Source organism: Curtobacterium sp. MCLR17_043, from assembly GCF_003224215.1.
In the GTDB taxonomy this organism is placed as follows: domain Bacteria; phylum Actinomycetota; class Actinomycetes; order Actinomycetales; family Microbacteriaceae; genus Curtobacterium; species Curtobacterium flaccumfaciens.
Genome location: NZ_QKLH01000007.1, coordinates 130,447 through 146,564, shown reverse-complemented (window position 1 = coordinate 146,564; position 16,118 = coordinate 130,447). Strand labels below are relative to the sequence as shown.

General features: G+C 72.6%; 11 protein-coding genes. 4 read left to right on the top strand and 7 right to left on the bottom strand.

What is annotated here, in order from left to right; all coding sequences use genetic code 11:
* Positions 1-11: 11 nt before the first annotated feature.
* The 4 genes from DEJ03_RS08885 to DEJ03_RS08870 form a co-directional block, all read right to left on the bottom strand.
* Positions 12-3,002, bottom strand: a complete 2,991-nt coding sequence (locus DEJ03_RS08885) for an AAA family ATPase (protein WP_110864337.1) — start codon at positions 3,000-3,002, stop codon at positions 12-14.
* Positions 3,002-4,165 (bottom strand): exonuclease SbcCD subunit D, encoded by a 1,164-nt coding sequence (locus DEJ03_RS08880; RefSeq protein WP_110864336.1) that lies wholly within the window; start codon positions 4,163-4,165, stop codon positions 3,002-3,004. The genes DEJ03_RS08885 and DEJ03_RS08880 overlap by 1 nt, the downstream gene beginning before the upstream one ends.
* Before the next feature lie 61 nt (positions 4,166-4,226).
* Entirely contained in the window at positions 4,227-5,420 is a 1,194-nt protein-coding gene (locus tag DEJ03_RS08875; RefSeq protein ID WP_110864335.1) for a S24/S26 family peptidase, read from the bottom strand.
* 68 nt (positions 5,421-5,488) lie between these two features.
* Positions 5,489-6,088, bottom strand: a complete 600-nt coding sequence (locus DEJ03_RS08870) for a hypothetical protein (RefSeq protein WP_110864334.1) — start codon at positions 6,086-6,088, stop codon at positions 5,489-5,491.
* 208 nt (positions 6,089-6,296) lie between these two features.
* Between DEJ03_RS08870 and DEJ03_RS08865 the strand changes: the two genes are divergently transcribed.
* Together DEJ03_RS08865 and DEJ03_RS08860 are read left to right on the top strand one after the other, a co-directional pair.
* Positions 6,297-6,875, top strand: a complete 579-nt coding sequence (locus DEJ03_RS08865) for a MarR family winged helix-turn-helix transcriptional regulator (protein WP_110864333.1) — start codon at positions 6,297-6,299, stop codon at positions 6,873-6,875.
* Positions 6,876-6,911: 36 nt separating this feature from the next.
* The gene (locus DEJ03_RS08860) at positions 6,912-7,421 is read left to right on the top strand and encodes a DinB family protein (protein ID WP_071406037.1); all 510 of its coding nucleotides are present in this window, start codon (positions 6,912-6,914) and stop codon (positions 7,419-7,421) included.
* Positions 7,422-7,562: 141 nt separating this feature from the next.
* Here the strand turns inward: DEJ03_RS08860 and DEJ03_RS08855 are convergent, their stop codons facing one another.
* Together DEJ03_RS08855 and DEJ03_RS08850 are read right to left on the bottom strand one after the other, a co-directional pair.
* Positions 7,563-9,812, bottom strand: a complete 2,250-nt coding sequence (locus tag DEJ03_RS08855) for a DEAD/DEAH box helicase (RefSeq protein WP_110864332.1) — start codon at positions 9,810-9,812, stop codon at positions 7,563-7,565.
* A 270-nt stretch (positions 9,813-10,082) separates the two neighbouring features.
* Positions 10,083-10,937, bottom strand: a complete 855-nt coding sequence (locus tag DEJ03_RS08850; RefSeq protein ID WP_181422657.1) for a polyphosphate kinase 2 family protein — start codon at positions 10,935-10,937, stop codon at positions 10,083-10,085.
* A 106-nt stretch (positions 10,938-11,043) separates the two neighbouring features.
* Here DEJ03_RS08850 and DEJ03_RS08845 point away from each other — a divergent pair, with 106 nt between their 5' ends.
* Together DEJ03_RS08845 and DEJ03_RS08835 are read left to right on the top strand one after the other, a co-directional pair.
* Complete coding sequence (locus DEJ03_RS08845) at positions 11,044-12,060, top strand: alpha/beta hydrolase (RefSeq protein ID WP_111091869.1); 1,017 nt, start codon at positions 11,044-11,046, stop codon at positions 12,058-12,060.
* Positions 12,061-12,226: 166 nt separating this feature from the next.
* Positions 12,227-12,523 carry a hypothetical protein gene (locus DEJ03_RS08835; RefSeq protein WP_110864331.1) on the top strand — a complete coding sequence of 99 codons (297 nt, stop codon included), beginning with the start codon at positions 12,227-12,229 and terminating at the stop codon, positions 12,521-12,523.
* Here the strand turns inward: DEJ03_RS08835 and DEJ03_RS08830 are convergent.
* Entirely contained in the window at positions 12,520-16,014 is a 3,495-nt protein-coding gene (locus DEJ03_RS08830) for an efflux RND transporter permease subunit (RefSeq protein WP_110864330.1), read from the bottom strand. The genes DEJ03_RS08835 and DEJ03_RS08830 overlap by 4 nt on opposite strands.
* Positions 16,015-16,118 lie beyond the last annotated feature (104 nt).

Genomic DNA, 16,118 nt, shown 5'->3' with positions numbered 1-16,118 from the left:
GTCTGGTCTGGTCAGACCGTGGTCGTCACCCTCGACCCACCGGCCGGGGTGCGTCGCACCGCGATCCGCTCCGGGATCCGCTGCTTGAGTTCCTCGACGTGGCTGACGATCCCGACCTGTCGCCCGCCCGCGGTCAGTCGCGACAGCTGCCCGATGACGTCGTCGAGGGTCTCGGGGTCGAGCGTGCCGAACCCCTCGTCGACGAACAGCGTGCCGAGCGAGACCCCGCCGGCCTCGGCCTGCACGACGTCGGCCAGGCCGAGCGCCAGGCACAGCGACACGGTGAACGTCTCGCCGCCGGACAGGCTGCGGGGATCACGGACAGTGTCGGTCGTGTGGTCGTGCACGGCGAGGGAGAGCCCCGTCCGTCGCGCCCGTGACCCGGATTCCCGTTCATCGGAGGTCTCGAGGGTGAACCGCCCGGCGAGCATGCCGCGCAACCGGTCGTTCGCCGCCGCCACGACGTCCTCGAAGCGCCGCATGAGCACGTAGGTGCCGAGCGTGATGCCGGTCGGGTTGACCGATGCCACCCCGTTCGCGACGTCGGCGAGCCGGACGACCGCGCGGCTGCGGGCCGAGGTCTCCTGTCGCGCACGGACGGTGCGGTCGACCTCGGTCGCACACTGCTCGACGGCTTCGGCACGGTGGGCAGCGGTGACCGCGAGTCGGGTGGCCTCGTCGAGCTCGGCCGTCGCGCGGATCCGTTCGGCCTGGGCCGCCGGCACGTCGAGGTGCTCCGGATCGTCGTCGGCGGCCTGCACCACCGCGGCGTCGTCGAGCCCTGCCAGCACGACGGCGCGTTCCGCCTCGGCTGCGCTGATGCTGCTGCGGAAGCGTGCGACGGTGTCGGGGTCGAGCAGGCCGGCTCGTGCGGCGTCGACGTCGGGGAACCCCTGCTCGTCGAGGACCCGGGCGACCTCGGCGCTGCGCTCGTCGCGGGCGCGGGCTGCGACTGCCGCGCGGTCGTCGGCCTCGGCGACAGCGCGGAGCACCGTCAGGCGTCCGTCGAGCTCGTCGACCGCGGCCCGGAGCGACACAGGCGAGCTGCCGTCAACGCTGTCGAGCAGTGCTGCGAGCCGGTCGATCGCCTCGTGCACGGATCGCAGGTCGGCCTCGAGCCGCTCGGCGTCGGAGGCCGCGGTCGACGCGAGCACCGTGCGCCGGGCGTCGAGGTCGTTCCGCTCACGCTCGAGCGCCCGCGTCGCGGTGTCGTGCGCCGTCCGCTCGCGCTCGTGCTCCAGCACCAGCGCCGCGGCGTCGTGCGCCGCTCGGACCCGCTCGTCGGCGGCCACCGCCATGGCGTCGAGGGCGACCGTGTCGACGGCGCCGACGACGTCGGTCAGTCGGAGGTGCTCGGCGCGCTCGACGGCCAGGTCGGCCGCGGCGTCAGCGAGCTGCTGGTCGGCCAGACGCGTGGCGTCGCCCGCGGACTCCACCGCCTGGATCGTCGGGTGGTCGTCCTGTGGCGCGGCCACCGACGGGTGCGCCGTCGATCCGCACACCGGGCAGGGGTCGCCGGGGGTCAGCGCGGCACCGAGCTCTCCGGCGAGTCCGGCGATCCGCCGCTCGCGCAGGGAGCGTTCGGCGTCGAGCGCCTCGGTGGCCCGACGGCGCGCATCGGCCACGATGCGTTCGGCACCGGCGACCCGCTGTTCGGCGCGGTCGCGCGCGGCCAGGTCGGCGCGGAGCGACTGCACCCGGGCGACCTCGTGCGCGGCGGCGTCGACGTCAGCAGCGGTCGTCGAGGCGGTGCGGGCGGCCTCGACGATCCGGGCTCGTTCCGTCGGCCGGGCCTCGAGCGCGGTGTCGAGGGCGGTGAGGTCGTCGGTGAGACGCGATGCGGTCGCGGTGGCCTCGGCGATGGCGGTGCGCCTGGCGTCTGCCTCGGACTCGACCGCGACGAGGTGCCGGACGTCGGACAGGGCGTCGGTCAGCGAGTCGCGGCGCCGGGCGACCTGCTGTGCGTCGACGGCGCCGAGTGCGTGCTGCTCGCGCAGCCGGGCGGCTGCCGCGGCGGTGTCGTCAGCCCGGACGGTTGCGGCATCGAGGCCGTCGGCCACCGCGGCGACCCGGGCGGCGCGCTCGGCCGTCGCGACCGCGGCCCGTGCCTGCTCGATCGCCGGGGCGTCGTCGTCGAGGAGCGCCTGTCGCCGCAGCAGCCCCGCTCGCCGCTCCAGGGCGGCCGCACGGGCCGTCACCGATCGTTCGTGTTCGGTCGCCGCCGTCGCAGCGGCAGCCGCAGCCGTCCGGGCCGCCCCGGCGGCGTCGGCCGTCGCGCGGAGGGACGCCACCGTGCCGGGGACGACGGACTCGTCGGCGTCAGCGAGGTCGGCCGCCTGCGCGAACCGGGCCAGGGCCTCGCGGACGCGGTCGTCGGCCCCCTCGACCTCGGCCTGCACGGCTCGGCGGCGAGCGGCGAGCTCGTCGGCGGTGCGGTCGTAGACCTGGGTACCGAACAGCGACTGCAGGAGCTTCCGGCGGTCTTCCCCCGGGGAGCGGAGGAACCGTGCGAACTCGCCCTGCGGCAGCACCACGGTCTGCAGGAACTGCGCGCGGTCGAGCCCGACGATCCGGGCGATCTCGACCCCGACCTCGGGGATGCGGGACGACATGGGTTCGCCGGCGACGTCGGTCGGCGCGGCGAGCCGGAACAGCTGCACCGACGCCTGCTGCTTCACCGTGCCGGTCCCCCGCTGCTTCGGGCGGTCGTACTGCGGGGTGCGCCGGACCCGGTACGTGCCAGCACCGGTCTCGAACACGAGCTCGACGAACGGTTCGACCGCGGGGTCGGCGTGCTGGCTGTGCAGCCGGTCGGAGCTGGCGTCGGATCCGGCGAGTCCGCCGTACAGGGCGAACACGACGGCGTCGATGATCGTCGACTTGCCGGAACCGGTCGGCCCTTCGAGCAGGAAGACCCCGGACGCGGCCAGCGCCGCGAAGTCGATGGTCACGAGGTCGGGGTAGGGCCCGATGGCGCGCAGATCGAGTCGGTGCAGGTACATCAGCGGTCCCCCTCACGCTGCAGGGCGAGCACCGCGGCCTCGTACGCCTCGGTCAGCACCGCCCGTTCGTCGTCGTCGGGCAGCCCGCCGGTGGCGAAGGCCACGAAGTCGCCGGCGACCTCGACCGGGTCGGACGTCGCGGTGACGGCCCGCGCGGCGGTGGCGGCCGGCCGGTCCGCCGGTTCGTGCGTGATCGCCAGGGCGTGCGGGAAGTGGTCCTTCACGCGGGCGTACATGCGTTCCGGGTGCACGGTGTCGGTCACCGCGACGCGGACCCAGGCGTCGGCATCGGCCCGGAACTCCCCGGACTCGATGGCGTCGATGCTGCCCCGCACGTCGACGAGCCGCCGCGGCACCGGGGTCGGTACGAGCTCGACGGTGACGGCACCCGCCGCGTCGAGGTCGGCGATGGTCACGGACTTCCGCTGGTGCCGCTCGCCGAACGAGAACGCCAGCGGCGACCCGGCGTACCGGATCCGACCGTCGTCGCCGACGCGCTGCGGGCCGTGCAGGTGCCCGAGGGCGACGTAGTCGAACCCGTCGAACACCGACTCGGCCACGCGGTCGACCCCGCCGACGCGGATGTCCTGCTCGCTGTCGCTCGGGTCGGCGCCCCCGACGAAGGCGTGCGCGACGACGACGCTCCGGGTGTCGGCCCGTGTCGCCAGGTCGGCGCGGATCCGTTCGGTGGCGGCGTGCACGACGGCGTGGTGCGAGCGGGCGAGGGGTTCGTCGGGGACCGCGGCCAGGGCATACCGCGTGAGGTCGGGGTGCAGGTACGGGATGCCGTACACGGCCACCGGGCCGTCGTCGTCGGGCACGAGCACCGGATCGGCCACGTGGGCGGGCTCGGCGAGGATGCGGACGCGCTGCCCCATCACGCCGGCACCGAAGCCGAGCCGCGCGGCGGAGTCGTGGTTGCCCGGCGTGAGCACCACCGTCGTGGTCTCGGCGAGGCGCTCCAGCACGCGGGAGAGCATGCGGACGGCGTCCACCGGCGGGATCGCACGGTCGTAGACGTCGCCGGCGATGACGACGAGGTCGACCGCGCGCTCGCGGGCGATGTCGACGAGCCAGTCGGTGAACGCGGCCTGGTGCTCGAGCAGGTCGGCACCCAGCAGTGTGCGGCCGAGGTGCCAGTCGCCGGTGTGCAGGATGCGCATGCGGCCACGGTAACGCCGGCCGGGGACATCCCCGGGCACCTCGCGGTGCCCTGTGGAGGACTCAGGCGGTCACGCAGTTGGCGGACGCCAGGCCGAGGACCGACACGACTCGGACCTTGACGGTCGGTGTGCTCGTCGCGGTCCAGTTGTTGCCGAGGTTCGTGCGGAGGCGCAGCTCGTACGTCGTGCCGAGGTTCAGGAGTCCGGCGCCCCCGTAGACCATTGAGCGGGCCCCGGCAGTCGTCGTGCTGGCCACCTGTGTCGTCCCGTTCATCAGGTCGAACGACACCGGCACGGTCGCGCCGTTGTCGTAGGTCCAGGCGATCGTCACCGTGTTCGACCCGGCCGGGGCGCACGTCAGGGTCGGGACACCGGTCGCCGTGCCCGCCGTGAAGGCCGCGGCCGGTGCGACGGTGGTCCGCGACCACGGGGCCGCGTCCGCCGCTCCGGGCAGCAGGACGCCGGCGGCCGCAGCGAGCACGAGCACCGCGGCGCCGCCGCCGACGCGCCGCAGCCGCCGCATGCGACGGACTCGTCGACGCAGCGCGCGACGGGTGAGGACGGTGGGCGCGGCGGTCGGGAGGCCCGTGGCGGCGCCGTCCCGCGCCTCCAGGCCGCCGTCCGTACCGTCCACCGGACCGGTGGCGTCGTCCGGGCCGGCCGCGTCGTCCGGACCACCGGCGGCGGCGGCGTCGTCGGCCTCGACGAGTCGCCGGAGCGACCCGTCGATCGTGCAGAGCGCGAGCACCGCGGTCAGACCGAGCGCGAGCATCGCGATCAGGCCCCACTCCCCCGCGCTGATCCACCGGATCGGGGTCCCGATGAACGGGATGCGCAGGAAGGCGATGCCGTGCACGGCGGAGCGCTCGATCGGGGTGGAGTCCTGCTGCGGGTTGGCGTCGCCCTTCGTGACCATGGTGCCGCCGGGGCCGTCCTCGACGTAGCGGTGCATGCGCAGGTGGTCCGCCTGGTCCGGGTCGTCGGCCAGCAGGACCTTGCCCGTGGCGATCTCGCCCGAGCCGACCGGACGCGAGACGACCACGTCGCCGGGGACGATCCGCGGCTCCATCGAACCGGTCATCACGGTGGTCGGCTGCCAGCCGATGAGCGCCGGCGCGGCCGCCCAGAGCGCGAGGCCGAGCAGCGTCGCGACCACGCCCCGGGCGAGGGTGGCGACGACGACGCGCCCCCAGTCGACGGCGTCACGGACCGCTGCGTGCGGTGCGGGACCACCGTGCACTGCGATGCTGCTCATGACTGCCTTCGACCGGGGGCGCGTTGCGGGGAGGGAACGGACGGGGCTGGTTCGGCCCCGGTCCCGGCTCAGCTGTTCTGGGCCTCCCAGGTGAAGCCGAGGGCTGCGGTGCCGCCCTGCACGGTGTTCGGCGCGGTGCTCGAGACCGTGTAGGTGACGCGGTAGACGCGCGTCTCGGACGCGGTGCCGGTCGGGGCCCAGGTGCCGACGCCGGTCGCGTAGTTGGTCGAGGCGGCGCCGAAGCCCGCGACGGTGCCGCTGTAGAGCGAGCCGCCGGTGGCGGCCGGGGTGAAGCCGGAGCAGGAGCCGAAGCCGCCGCCGGTGCCCTGCTCGACGGTCAGGTTGACGTTCGCCGCCAGGTCCTTCGTGGTCGAGACGTTCGTGCCGTAGAGCTTCACGGCCGAGGGCAGTGAACCGGTCGAGGTCACCGCGATGCAGTTCGCACCGGTCGAGCCGGGCTTCAGGTTGTTCGCCGTGAACAGCGCGGTGTTGTTGTCGTCGTCGGACAGGGCGACACTGCCGGCCGTCCAGTTGTTCGTCGGGTTGACGGTGGTCGAGGAGAAGGCCGCGTACGAGGCCGTCGAGACGACGACCCCCGAGGCGACGAGGGCAGCGGGGATGGCGATCCAGGCGGCGAGGCGGGCAGCACGAGGCGTGACACGAGACATGGTTGGACTCCGTGAGGAAGAGGTCTGATCGGTGGTTCGGACGGGCCCGCGGTGGTTGGTCGCGCTACGTGCCGAGGTGGTACGACGATCAAGCTACTTGGCGTTCGAGCAGCTCACAAGACCTGAGATGTCCCCACTGATGGGGGTATCTTGACGAGTGAGTTACTTGTTGACTGAAGTTCCCACCCTGTACCCGAGAAGAGCTCCCATGACGGACACCGACCCGGTCGTCCTCCCCCCGCACGCACCCGCCGTCCCCGCGGCACGCGTCGCCCCCACCACACCGCCGGCACCGATGTCGCCCGACGTCACTGCGCTCGACCCCGTCACCGCCGACAAGAACCCCGACGCCGACCTGCCGCGACTGCTCACCGCCTTCCGCGTGCTCCAGATGCAGCACGCCCGCGTCCTGCACCACGAGAGCACGGTCCGCGCACTGAACGCCACGGACACCCGGTTCGTGTTCTTCCTCAGCGCCGCCGGCGGCCACGGCGTCACCCCGAAGCAGGCCGGCGAGTACCTCGAGCTCACCACCGGCGCGATGACGTCGCTGATCGACCGGCTCGAGAAGCACGGACACCTGGAGCGTCGCCCGAACCCCGCGGACCGCCGGAGCGTGCTCCTGCACCTCACGCCGTCGGGCACGGCGGTCGCCCGCGAGGTCGGCGCCGTCTACTCCGACGCGTTCCGGCAGGTCGTCGCACCGTCCGACCGCGCCGTGGTCGCCGCCGCGTTCGAGGGGCTCGGTGCCGCCCTGGAGCGCCACCACCGCAGCGCCGCCGTGTGACAGCCGGTGTCACGGCCCGCGCGTAGCGTGAGCGCCATGACCCCCTCTGAACTCCTCACCGAAGCGTTCTCCCGCGTCCCCGAGACGGTCGAGCGGGCCGTCGACGGGCTCTCCGAAGACCAGCTCGCGGCACGACCGGCCGCCGGGGCGAACACCCTCGCGTGGCTCGCGTGGCACATCGCCCGCGGCCAGGACGTGCAGATCGCCGACCTCGCCGGCTCCGAGCAGGTCTGGACGGCGGACGGCTGGTACGACCGGTTCGGGCTGCCGTTCCCGGCCGAGGCGCTCGGCTACGGCATGTCCCGCGACGACGTCGGGCGGGTTCGGGCCTCTGCCGAGCTGCTCACCGGGTACCTGCGTGCGGTGCACGAGCGCACCGTCGCGTACCTCGGCACGCTCGGCCCGGATGACCTCGACCCCGTCGTCGACGACGCGTGGGACCCGCCCGTCACGGCCGGCGCGCGACTCGTCAGCATCCTGGACGACTGCACGCAGCACGCCGGACAGGCGGGTTTCGTGCGCGGGCTGCTGTTCTTCAACCGCTGAGCGCGCGCGGTCGCGCGGTCGCTTCGTGAGCAGGAATGGTCGGGTCCGACGTCGCGACCCGACCATTGGTGCTCACCATGTGACGGACGGGAGGCCCGGTACCAGCTGGTACCGGGCCTCCCGTCCGTCGTGTGGTCGCGACTAGCGCGCGGCGAGCTCCGACACGATGCCGTCACCGGGTGCGGCCTGCACCAGGTCCGCCTCGATCTCGGCGCGCTCGAGGATGCCCTCGATCTTGCGGATGCGGCCGCGCGGGACGATCGTGACGACCGTGCCCTCCTTGCCGGCACGACCCGTGCGGCCGGAGCGGTGCATGTACGCCTTGTAGTCGTCCGGGGCGTCCGCCTGCACGACGAGCGAGACGTCGTCGACGTGGATGCCGCGGGCGGCGACGTCGGTGGCGACGAGCACGTTCACCCGGCCGCTGGTGAGCAGCTGCAGGTTGCGCGTGCGGCGCGACTGGTTCAGGTCACCGTGGAGCGAGGTCGCGCGGATGCCGGCGTCCTCGAACTGGTCGGCCAGGCGCTCGGCGTAGGCGCGGGTCCGGGCGAAGACGATCGTCTTGCCGTCGCCGGCGACCAGTTCCTCGAGGAGACGGTCCTTCTCGCGCTGCTCGACCACGAGGACACGGTGGTCGATGGTCGAGGACGCCTGGTCCTCACCCGCGACCTCGTGCACGCTCGGCTCGTGCAGGAACTGCTCGACGAGCGCCGCGACCTGGGTGTCGAGCGTCGCGCTGAACAGCAGCTTCTGTGCGCGGTTGCCCTGCGGGGTGACCTCGGCCGTGGCGGAGAGGATCTCCTGCACCGGCTCGAGGAACCCGAGGTCGCACATGTGGTCGGCCTCGTCGAGCACGGAGATGATGACCTCGCTGAGGTCGAGCTTCCCCTTGTTCATGAGGTCCTGCACACGGCCGGGGGTGCCGACGATGATGTCGACGCCGCGCTCGAGTGCGCCCTCCTGGCGGCCGTAGGGGACGCCGCCGTAGATCTGCGTCGTGAACAGGCCGACCGAACGGGCGATGGGCTGAACCGTGCGGTCGATCTGCAGGGCGAGCTCACGGGTCGGCGCGAGGATGAGCGCACGCGGGGCGCGGCCCATCTTGCGCTTGGTGCCGCCGCCGTGCTCCATGAGCTTCTCGACCAGCGGCGCACCGAAGGCGATGGTCTTGCCGGAGCCGGTGCGGCCACGACCGAGGACGTCCTTGCCGGCGAGCACGTCGGGGATCGTCGCCGCCTGGATCGGGAACGGGCTCGAGGCACCGAGCTCCTGCAGGGCGCGGGAGATGTTGCCGCCGATGCCCAGGTCGCCGAAGGTCACGCCCTCGACGTCGGCCGCGATGGTGGCCTCGGCCTGGAGCTTCTCGAGCTTGACGTCGTCGGCGGGCACGAACTTGCCGCGCTCGGGCTCGTCGAACGAGCGGCGCGGGGTGCGGTCGTCGCGGTCGAACTTGCGCGGGGCGCGGTCGTCACGGTCGAACTTGCGCGGGGCGCGGTCGTCACGGTCGAAGCGACGGGGACGGTCGTCGTTGTCACGACGGGGCGCACGGTCGTCACGGTTGAAGCTGCGCGGGGCACGGTCGTCACGGTCGAAGCGACGGGGACTGGGCCCCTGCGCGCCGGTACCGGCGCGACGCGGAGTCTGCGAAGCGTCGGGACGGCCGTGCGAGTAGGGAGCGTCGTTGTCCCGACGGGGCGCACGGTCGTCACGGTCGAACGAACGACGCGGGCGGTCGTCGTTGTCACGACGCGGCGCACGGTCGTCACGGTCGAACGAACGACGCGGGCGGTCGTCGTTGTCCCGACGCGGGGCACGGTCATCGCGGTTGAAGCTGCGCGGGGCGCGGTCGTCACGGTCGAAGCGACGCGGACTGGGCCCCTGCGCGCCGGTACCGGCGCGACGCGGAGCCTGCGAAGCGTCGGGACGGCCGTGCGAGTAGGGAGCATCGTTGTCACGACGGGGCGCACGGTCATCGCGGTTGAAGCTGCGGGGCGCGCGGTCGTCGCCGTCGAAGCGACGCGGGGCGCGGTCGTCACGGTCGAAGCGACGGGGCCGGTCGTCGTTGTCACGACGGGGCGCACGGTCATCACGATCGAAGCGACGCGGGGCGCGGTCGTCACGGTTGAAGCCACGGCCGCCACGGTCATCGCGGTCGGGGCGACGCTGGCCACCGCTGTCACGCGGCTCCCAGTTCGGACGAGCCGGACGCTCGCCCTGCGACGCGCGACCGCGACGCTCCTCGGCGTCCCAGCGCTGCTTCTGGCGCGGCTGCGAGGAGTCGGCGGCGCGGAACCCACGGTGCTTGCTGCTGCGGGCGGCGGGGGTGCCGTTCGGGTGGCGGACGCGGTCGGAGGCGCGGTTGTCCGCGCCGCCCTTGTTGTACGGGGCCATGGCTGCTTTCTCGGGTGCGCAACGTACCGCAGCGCCCGACAGCGACATCGGCGGGGGCTGCTTGCGGAGAGGGGGTTCATCCCGTCGCGAGTCGACGTGATTCCAGCCCTCGAGCAACACACACCCAGCAGAATTTCCGTGATCACAATGTCACGACGTCGAAGGCCGACCGAGCGAGTCTACGCGAGCCGGTGCCCTGACGCCAGCCCCACCCGGTCCGGCGGCGGCGTGCCGGGCGCAGGACGGGCCTCCAGGCCGGTGGACGCGCGCTCAGGACTCCGCGAGCCGACGACGCTGCTCGGCGACGTCGAAGTCCGCCTTCGGCCACGACAGGTGCATGTCCTCCAGCGCCCGGAGCAGGAGCTGCTGCACGGCGAGGCGGGCGTACCACTTGCGGTTCGCGGGGACGACGTACCAGGGCGCCTGCGGGGTCGACGTGCGGTCGAGGGCGATCTGGTACGCCTGCTGGTAGCGGTCCCAGAGCAGGCGGTCGTCGATGTCGGCCGGGTTGAACTTCCAGTGCTTGTCGGGGCGGTCGAGCCGGTCGCCGAGACGCTCGCGCTGCTCGTCCTTCGAGATGTGCAGCATCACCTTGACGATGGTCGTGCCGGCGGCGGCGAGGCCGTCCTCGAACGCGGTGATCGCGCCGTACCGGCGTTCGATCTCGTCCGGTGCGGCGAGCCCGCGGACGCGCTGGGCGAGCACGTCCTCGTAGTGCGAGCGATCGAACACGCCGAGCTGCCCGGCTGCCGGCAGCTGCTTCTCGATGCGCCAGAGGAAGTCGTGCTCGCGCTCCTCGGCCGTCGGGGCCTTGAAGCCGGCGTAGTGCACGCCGTTCGGGTCGACCGCACCGACGACGTGCGAGACGATGCCGCCCTTGCCCGCGGTGTCCATCGCCTGCAGCACGAGCAGCACCCGGCGCTCGTCGCCGGCCGTCGATGCCGCGTACAGGCGCTCCTGCAGGGCGGCGAGACGGGAGGCACCGGCGGCGAGGGCCTCGAGGCCGTCGATCTTTCGGCCGGGGAAGCCCGGGGTGCCGTCCGGGTCCACCTGGTCGAGGCGGAACCCGGGTTCGACGCGGAGCAGTGGTTCGGGATCGGCGTTCCAGGCCTTGCGATTGCTCACGGGTCCTCCTGCGGTGCTCCGGTCGGCGGCTGCCGTGCTCATCCTCGCACTGCCGTCCTCCGCTCGGGTGACGTGGGCGGTCGCCGGGGCGGCTAGCGTGGACGTGATGAAGTCCGGCCGCCGCTCAGTGCTCGCGCTCGTCGCCGCGGTCGTGGCGCTCGGCGCGATGGCGTCCTGCAGCACGGACCCGGTCGGCGACGAGAACGCCACCGTGACCGCGGACAGCGTCATCTACCCGCTGTCGCTGCGGTACCACGGCATCGACGTGGTGGCCGACGTGCCCTACGGCACCGACCCGCTGCAGCGCCTCGACGTGTGCCTGCCCGCCGACAGCGACCCCGCGACGACGGCGACGCCCACTGCGACGCCGTCCGCCTCGGCCACCGCCGACCCCGATGCCGAAGCGGTCGAGGCCACCACCGGACGCCCGGCGGTCCTGATGATCCACGGCGGCAGCTGGTCGCACGGCGACAAGGCGACGGCCGCGTACCGGTCCGTGTGCAAGTACCTGGCGTCCGAGGGCTTCGTGACGTTCAACGTCGACTACCGCCTGGCCCCGACCGATCCGTTCCCGGCCGGGCTCGACGACGTCCGCCGTGCGCTCGACTACGTGTTCCGTCCCGCGACGCTCGAGACCTACGACGTCGACTCCCAGCGTGTGGGCGTGTTCGGCGGGAGCGCCGGCGGCAACCTCGCCGCGATGCTCGCCGTCACCGACCACGACTCCGCCGCGTACGCCGACGGCGACCGGATCCGTGCCGTGGTCGACCTGAGCGGGCCGACGAACCTCACCACCCGGTCCACCGAGCCCGACGGGGTGTCCGCGGCCTTCCAGCGCAAGCAGCTGCTCTACCTCGGGTGCCGGTCGTACGCCAGGTGTCCGGCGGCCACGCGGGCGTCGCCGGAGTTCCACGTCACCTCGGACACCGCACCGTTCTTCATCGGGCACTCCACCGACGAGTTCATCCCGATGTGGGAGTCGCAGGAGTTCGCCGCGACGCTCCGGTCCCACGACGTCCCGGTGACGTTCGTGGCGGTCGAGGGCACGGCGCACTCGATCGCCCAGCTCGACGAGGCGATGAGCCGCCGGGTGGTCACGTTCCTGCGGACGCAGCTGGGCTGACCGCGGGCGGCCGACCAGCTGCCGGCTGCCGGCTGCCGGCTGCCGGTTGCCGGTTGTCGGTTGTCGGTTGTCGGTTGTCGGCGCAGGAGACCGACCGCGTGCCCCGGGTGGGTGCCACCCGGAGTCGGGACTGCCGCTGCCGACCCCCTGGCCGCAGACTTCGGGGGTGACCGACACCTCGACCCGCCCTGCCCGCGCCGCTGCGACCCGCTGGGACCGCCCTGCGCTGCAGACGTTCGGGGAGCTGCTGCTCGGGCTGTCGTTCGTCGCCGCGGTGTCGTTCGGCGGGTACGCCTCGGTCACCGGACAGCTGGCCGTCGTGTCGCAGGTCTCCGCCGTGGTGTTCCTCGTGACGCTGACCCTCGTGCTCGTGTCGTGGTACCGGGCCGTCGAGCGCGAGGAGCGGACCGAGCGCGTCGTCGTCTCGGCCCTCGCCGCGATCGACGCCGAGTACCGCCGCTAGGCAGCGCTGCCGGAACGCGCCGCTCGTCGCCGCTGTCGTTGCTGCCGGAGTTCCACGCGTTCCTGGCGTCGCTTTGCGCGCGCCTGCTTCCGGGTCTTGCCCGCGGCGATCCGATCGTCGTTCCGCTCGCGAGCCCGCTCGACCACGAAGTACAGCGCCGGCAGCACCACGAGCGTCAGCAGCGTCGAGGACACCAGGCCACCGATCACGACCAGCGCCAGCGGCTGCGAGATGAAGCCGGACTTGCCGGTCAGCCCGATCGCCATCGGCAGCAGCGCGAAGATGGTCGCCATCGCCGTCATCAGGATCGGACGGAGGCGTCGTGTGGCGCCCTCGATCAACGCCTCGCGCACCCGCAACCCGCGCCGTCGGTACTGGTTGACGAGGTCGATGAGCACGATCGCGTTCGTCACGACGATGCCGACGAGCATGAGCAGACCGATCAGCGACGCGACACCGATCGGGACGCCCGACGCGATCTGCAGCAGGATCGCGCCCGTCGCCGCGAACGGCACCGACACGAGCAGCAGCAGCGGCTGGAGCAGGCTCCGGAACGTCGCGACCATGATCACGTAGACGATCAGCACGGCGACCAGCACCGCGAGCCCGAGCTGCGAGAACGCCGACGACTGGCTGGCGGCGACGCCACCGATCGAGGCGGTCGCACCCTTCGGCAGGTCGAGCTCGTCGACGGCGGTCGTGACGGACTGCACGGCCGCACCGAGGTTCGTGGCGTCCGGCGTCACGGTGATCGTGGCGGTGCGGGCCGCGTTCGTCGTGGTGACGGTGGTGGGGCCCTCGGACTCCTCGACCGTGGCGACGTCGGACAGCGGGACCGTTCCGGTACTCGTCGGCACGTCGAGTGCACGGAGCGCGGCGATGGTGGTCGGCGGCTCCGGGTCGGCGATGTAGACGTCGAGCGTCGCGTCGTCGATCTCGATGCTGCCGGTGTCCCGCGGCGAGACCGCGGCGGCGACGAGGCCACCCACCTGGGTCTCGGTGAGGCCGAGTGACGCTGCCTCCTGGCGGTCGACCCGGACGGCGAGGAACGGTTCTGCCGCGGACAGGTTGCTCGTGGCGCCCGTGGTGTCCGGGACCGACTGCATGGTCTGCAGCACCTGGCGCGACGCCGTCTCGAGCTGCGACTGGGTCGGCGCGGTCACGTCGACCTCGATGTCGCTGCTGCCACCGAACCCGCCGCCCGAGGACGCGATGGTGACCTCGCCGACGTCCTTGATCGTCCCGATCGACTTCCGGGCGTCGGCCTGGATCGTGGGCTGGTCGGCCTCGGCGTCGGTCGTGACGGCGTACTGCACCGAGGCGCTGCCGCCCCCGCCGAACGCCGCCTGGATCGACTGGCCGCTCGTGCCGATGGTGGTCTGCACGGTCTCGACGCCGTCGACGTCCTGCAGTGCCCGCTCGACCTTGCGTGCGGACTCGGACTGGACGGCGAGGCTCGAACCGGCCTTCAGGTCCTGCGTGACCGTGAACGTGTTCTGCCCCGAGTCGCCCAGGTAGTTCGTGGTGACGAACGGCAGCGTGGCGACCGTTCCGCCGAGCACGATCACGGCGAGCAGGATGACGACGACCGGCTTGCGGACGACCCACCGGAGCACCGGCAGGTAGACGCGTCGCAGGCGGTCGACCCGGCCGGCGTCGTGCAGGTCCGCGGCGGAGGCGAGCGCACCCTCCGAGCGGTCACCTTCGTACCCGCGCTCGGCATCGATCGCCGACGGTGCCGCTTCCGCGTCCGTGGGCGCTTCCGCTGCCGCCGTCGCGTCACCCGGCTTCGCCTTCGGCGGGCGCAGCCACCAGTACGCCAGCACCGGCACGATGGTGAGCGAGACGAACAGCGACGCGACGAGCGCCAGGGTGACCGTCACGGCGAACGGTCGGAACAGCTCCCCCACGAGTTCTGCGACGAAGGCGACCGGCAGGAACACCGCGACGGTGGTCAGGGTCGAGGCGGTGACCGCGCCGGCGACCTCTCGCACGGCGTCCCGTACGGCCTGGCCCCGGTCGACGCCCGGGAGCATGTGCCGCTTGATGTTCTCGATGACGACGATCGAGTCGTCGACCACGCGGCCGATCGCGATCGTCAGGGCCGCCAACGTGATGATGTTGAGCGTGTACCCGGCGGCGCGCATGCCGATCGCGGCGAGGAGCACCGACGTCGGGATCGAGATCGCGGTGACGAGCGTGGAGCGCCACGACAGCAGGAACACCAGGATGACGAGCACCGCGAAGGCGAGCCCGAGCAGGCCCTCTTCGGCCAGGGAATCGATGGACTGCTGGATGTAGGGCGCCTGGTCGAAGACGACGGTGAAGCGGGGGTCGCCCTCGATCTTGTCCTCGATGCCGGGCAGGGCGTCGCGGACGGTGTTCGAGACGTCGACGGTGTTGGCTTCCTGCGTCTTCGTGATCGAGATCGTCAGCGCCTGCTGCCCGTCCACGCGGCTGATGGAGGTGCGCGGCGACTCGGTGATGGCGACCTTCGCGACGTCGCCCAGAGTGGTGTCCGTCGGCGTGGCCGCGGGTGTCGCCCCGCCCGTCGCGGCGTCACCCGTGGGAGCGGTGCCGGTCGCACCCGTGCCGGTCGCGCCCGTGCCGGTCCCGGTCGCACCGGCGCCGGTCGCCCCCGTGCCGGTCGCACCCGCGGCCGTGCCGTCACCGGACGAGGCTGTCCCGTCGGCACCGGCGGCACCGGCGGCACCCGACCCGGTCCCGTCCGAACTCGACGAGCCCGACGAACTCGACGAGCTCGTCAGCGGCAGCGCGCGGATGTCCTTAAGCGAAGCGATCCGCTCGCCCGTCTGCACCGACAGCGTCGAGCCGTCCTCGGTGATGGTGCCGCCGGGGATCAGGGTGCCGTTGTCGTCGAGCGCATCCGAGATCGCCGTCTCGCTGAGGCCGCGAGCGGCGAGCTCGTCCTGGTCCGGCGTGATGACGACGCGACGACCCGGGTTGCCGAAGACGTCCGCCTGCCGCACGCCGTCGAGCTTCTCGAGGTCGGGGATCGCCGAGGCCTGCAGCCGGTCGACGAGCTGTTCCTGGTTGCCGGACGCCGAGACGGCGACCTGCAGCACCGGCAGGTCGTCGAAGGACCCGGTGACGATCTGCGTCTGCACCGAGTCGGGCAGCGACAGCGCGTTCACCGCGGTCTGGATCTTGTCCTCGGCGCTGGCCAGGTTCGATCCGTACTGGAACGACGCCGACACGACGCTCTGCCCGGTCGACGAGGTCGCACTGGTCGACTCGAGGTCCGGGACGACCTGGATCGCCTGTTCGATCTTGGTCGAGACGTCGTTCGACACGACCTCTGGCGTGGCTCCGGGGTAGGCGCTGACGATCGCGACCTGCGGGAACTCGACGCTGGGGATCAGCTCCTGCTTGAGGCTCGAGAGCGCGATGCCGCCGAAGACCGCGACCACGATCGTGACGAGCGCGATGAGGGCCCGGTTGCGCAGGCTGAAGACCGAGAGGAGGTGCACGTCATCGATCCTCGCAGGACCGACCGACGAACGCTCGGCTGGCAGCCAGAACCCGCCGTCGGATCAGGACGGAGCGGCGAGGACCCGCCGTCGGATCAGGACTG

Coding starts and splice junctions, on each gene's coding strand:
- DEJ03_RS08875 (WP_110864335.1), bottom strand. CDS start 5,420: ATGAGCAGCATCGCAGTGCACGGTGGTCCCGCACCGCACGCAGCGGTC.
- DEJ03_RS08870 (WP_110864334.1), bottom strand. CDS start 6,088: ATGTCTCGTGTCACGCCTCGTGCTGCCCGCCTCGCCGCCTGGATCGCC.
- DEJ03_RS08855 (WP_110864332.1), bottom strand. CDS start 9,812: ATGGCCCCGTACAACAAGGGCGGCGCGGACAACCGCGCCTCCGACCGC.
- DEJ03_RS08865 (WP_110864333.1), top strand. CDS start 6,297: ATGACGGACACCGACCCGGTCGTCCTCCCCCCGCACGCACCCGCCGTC.
- DEJ03_RS08880 (WP_110864336.1), bottom strand. CDS start 4,165: ATGCGCATCCTGCACACCGGCGACTGGCACCTCGGCCGCACACTGCTG.
- DEJ03_RS08860 (WP_071406037.1), top strand. CDS start 6,912: ATGACCCCCTCTGAACTCCTCACCGAAGCGTTCTCCCGCGTCCCCGAG.
- DEJ03_RS08885 (WP_110864337.1), bottom strand. CDS start 3,002: ATGTACCTGCACCGACTCGATCTGCGCGCCATCGGGCCCTACCCCGAC.
- DEJ03_RS08845 (WP_111091869.1), top strand. CDS start 11,044: ATGAAGTCCGGCCGCCGCTCAGTGCTCGCGCTCGTCGCCGCGGTCGTG.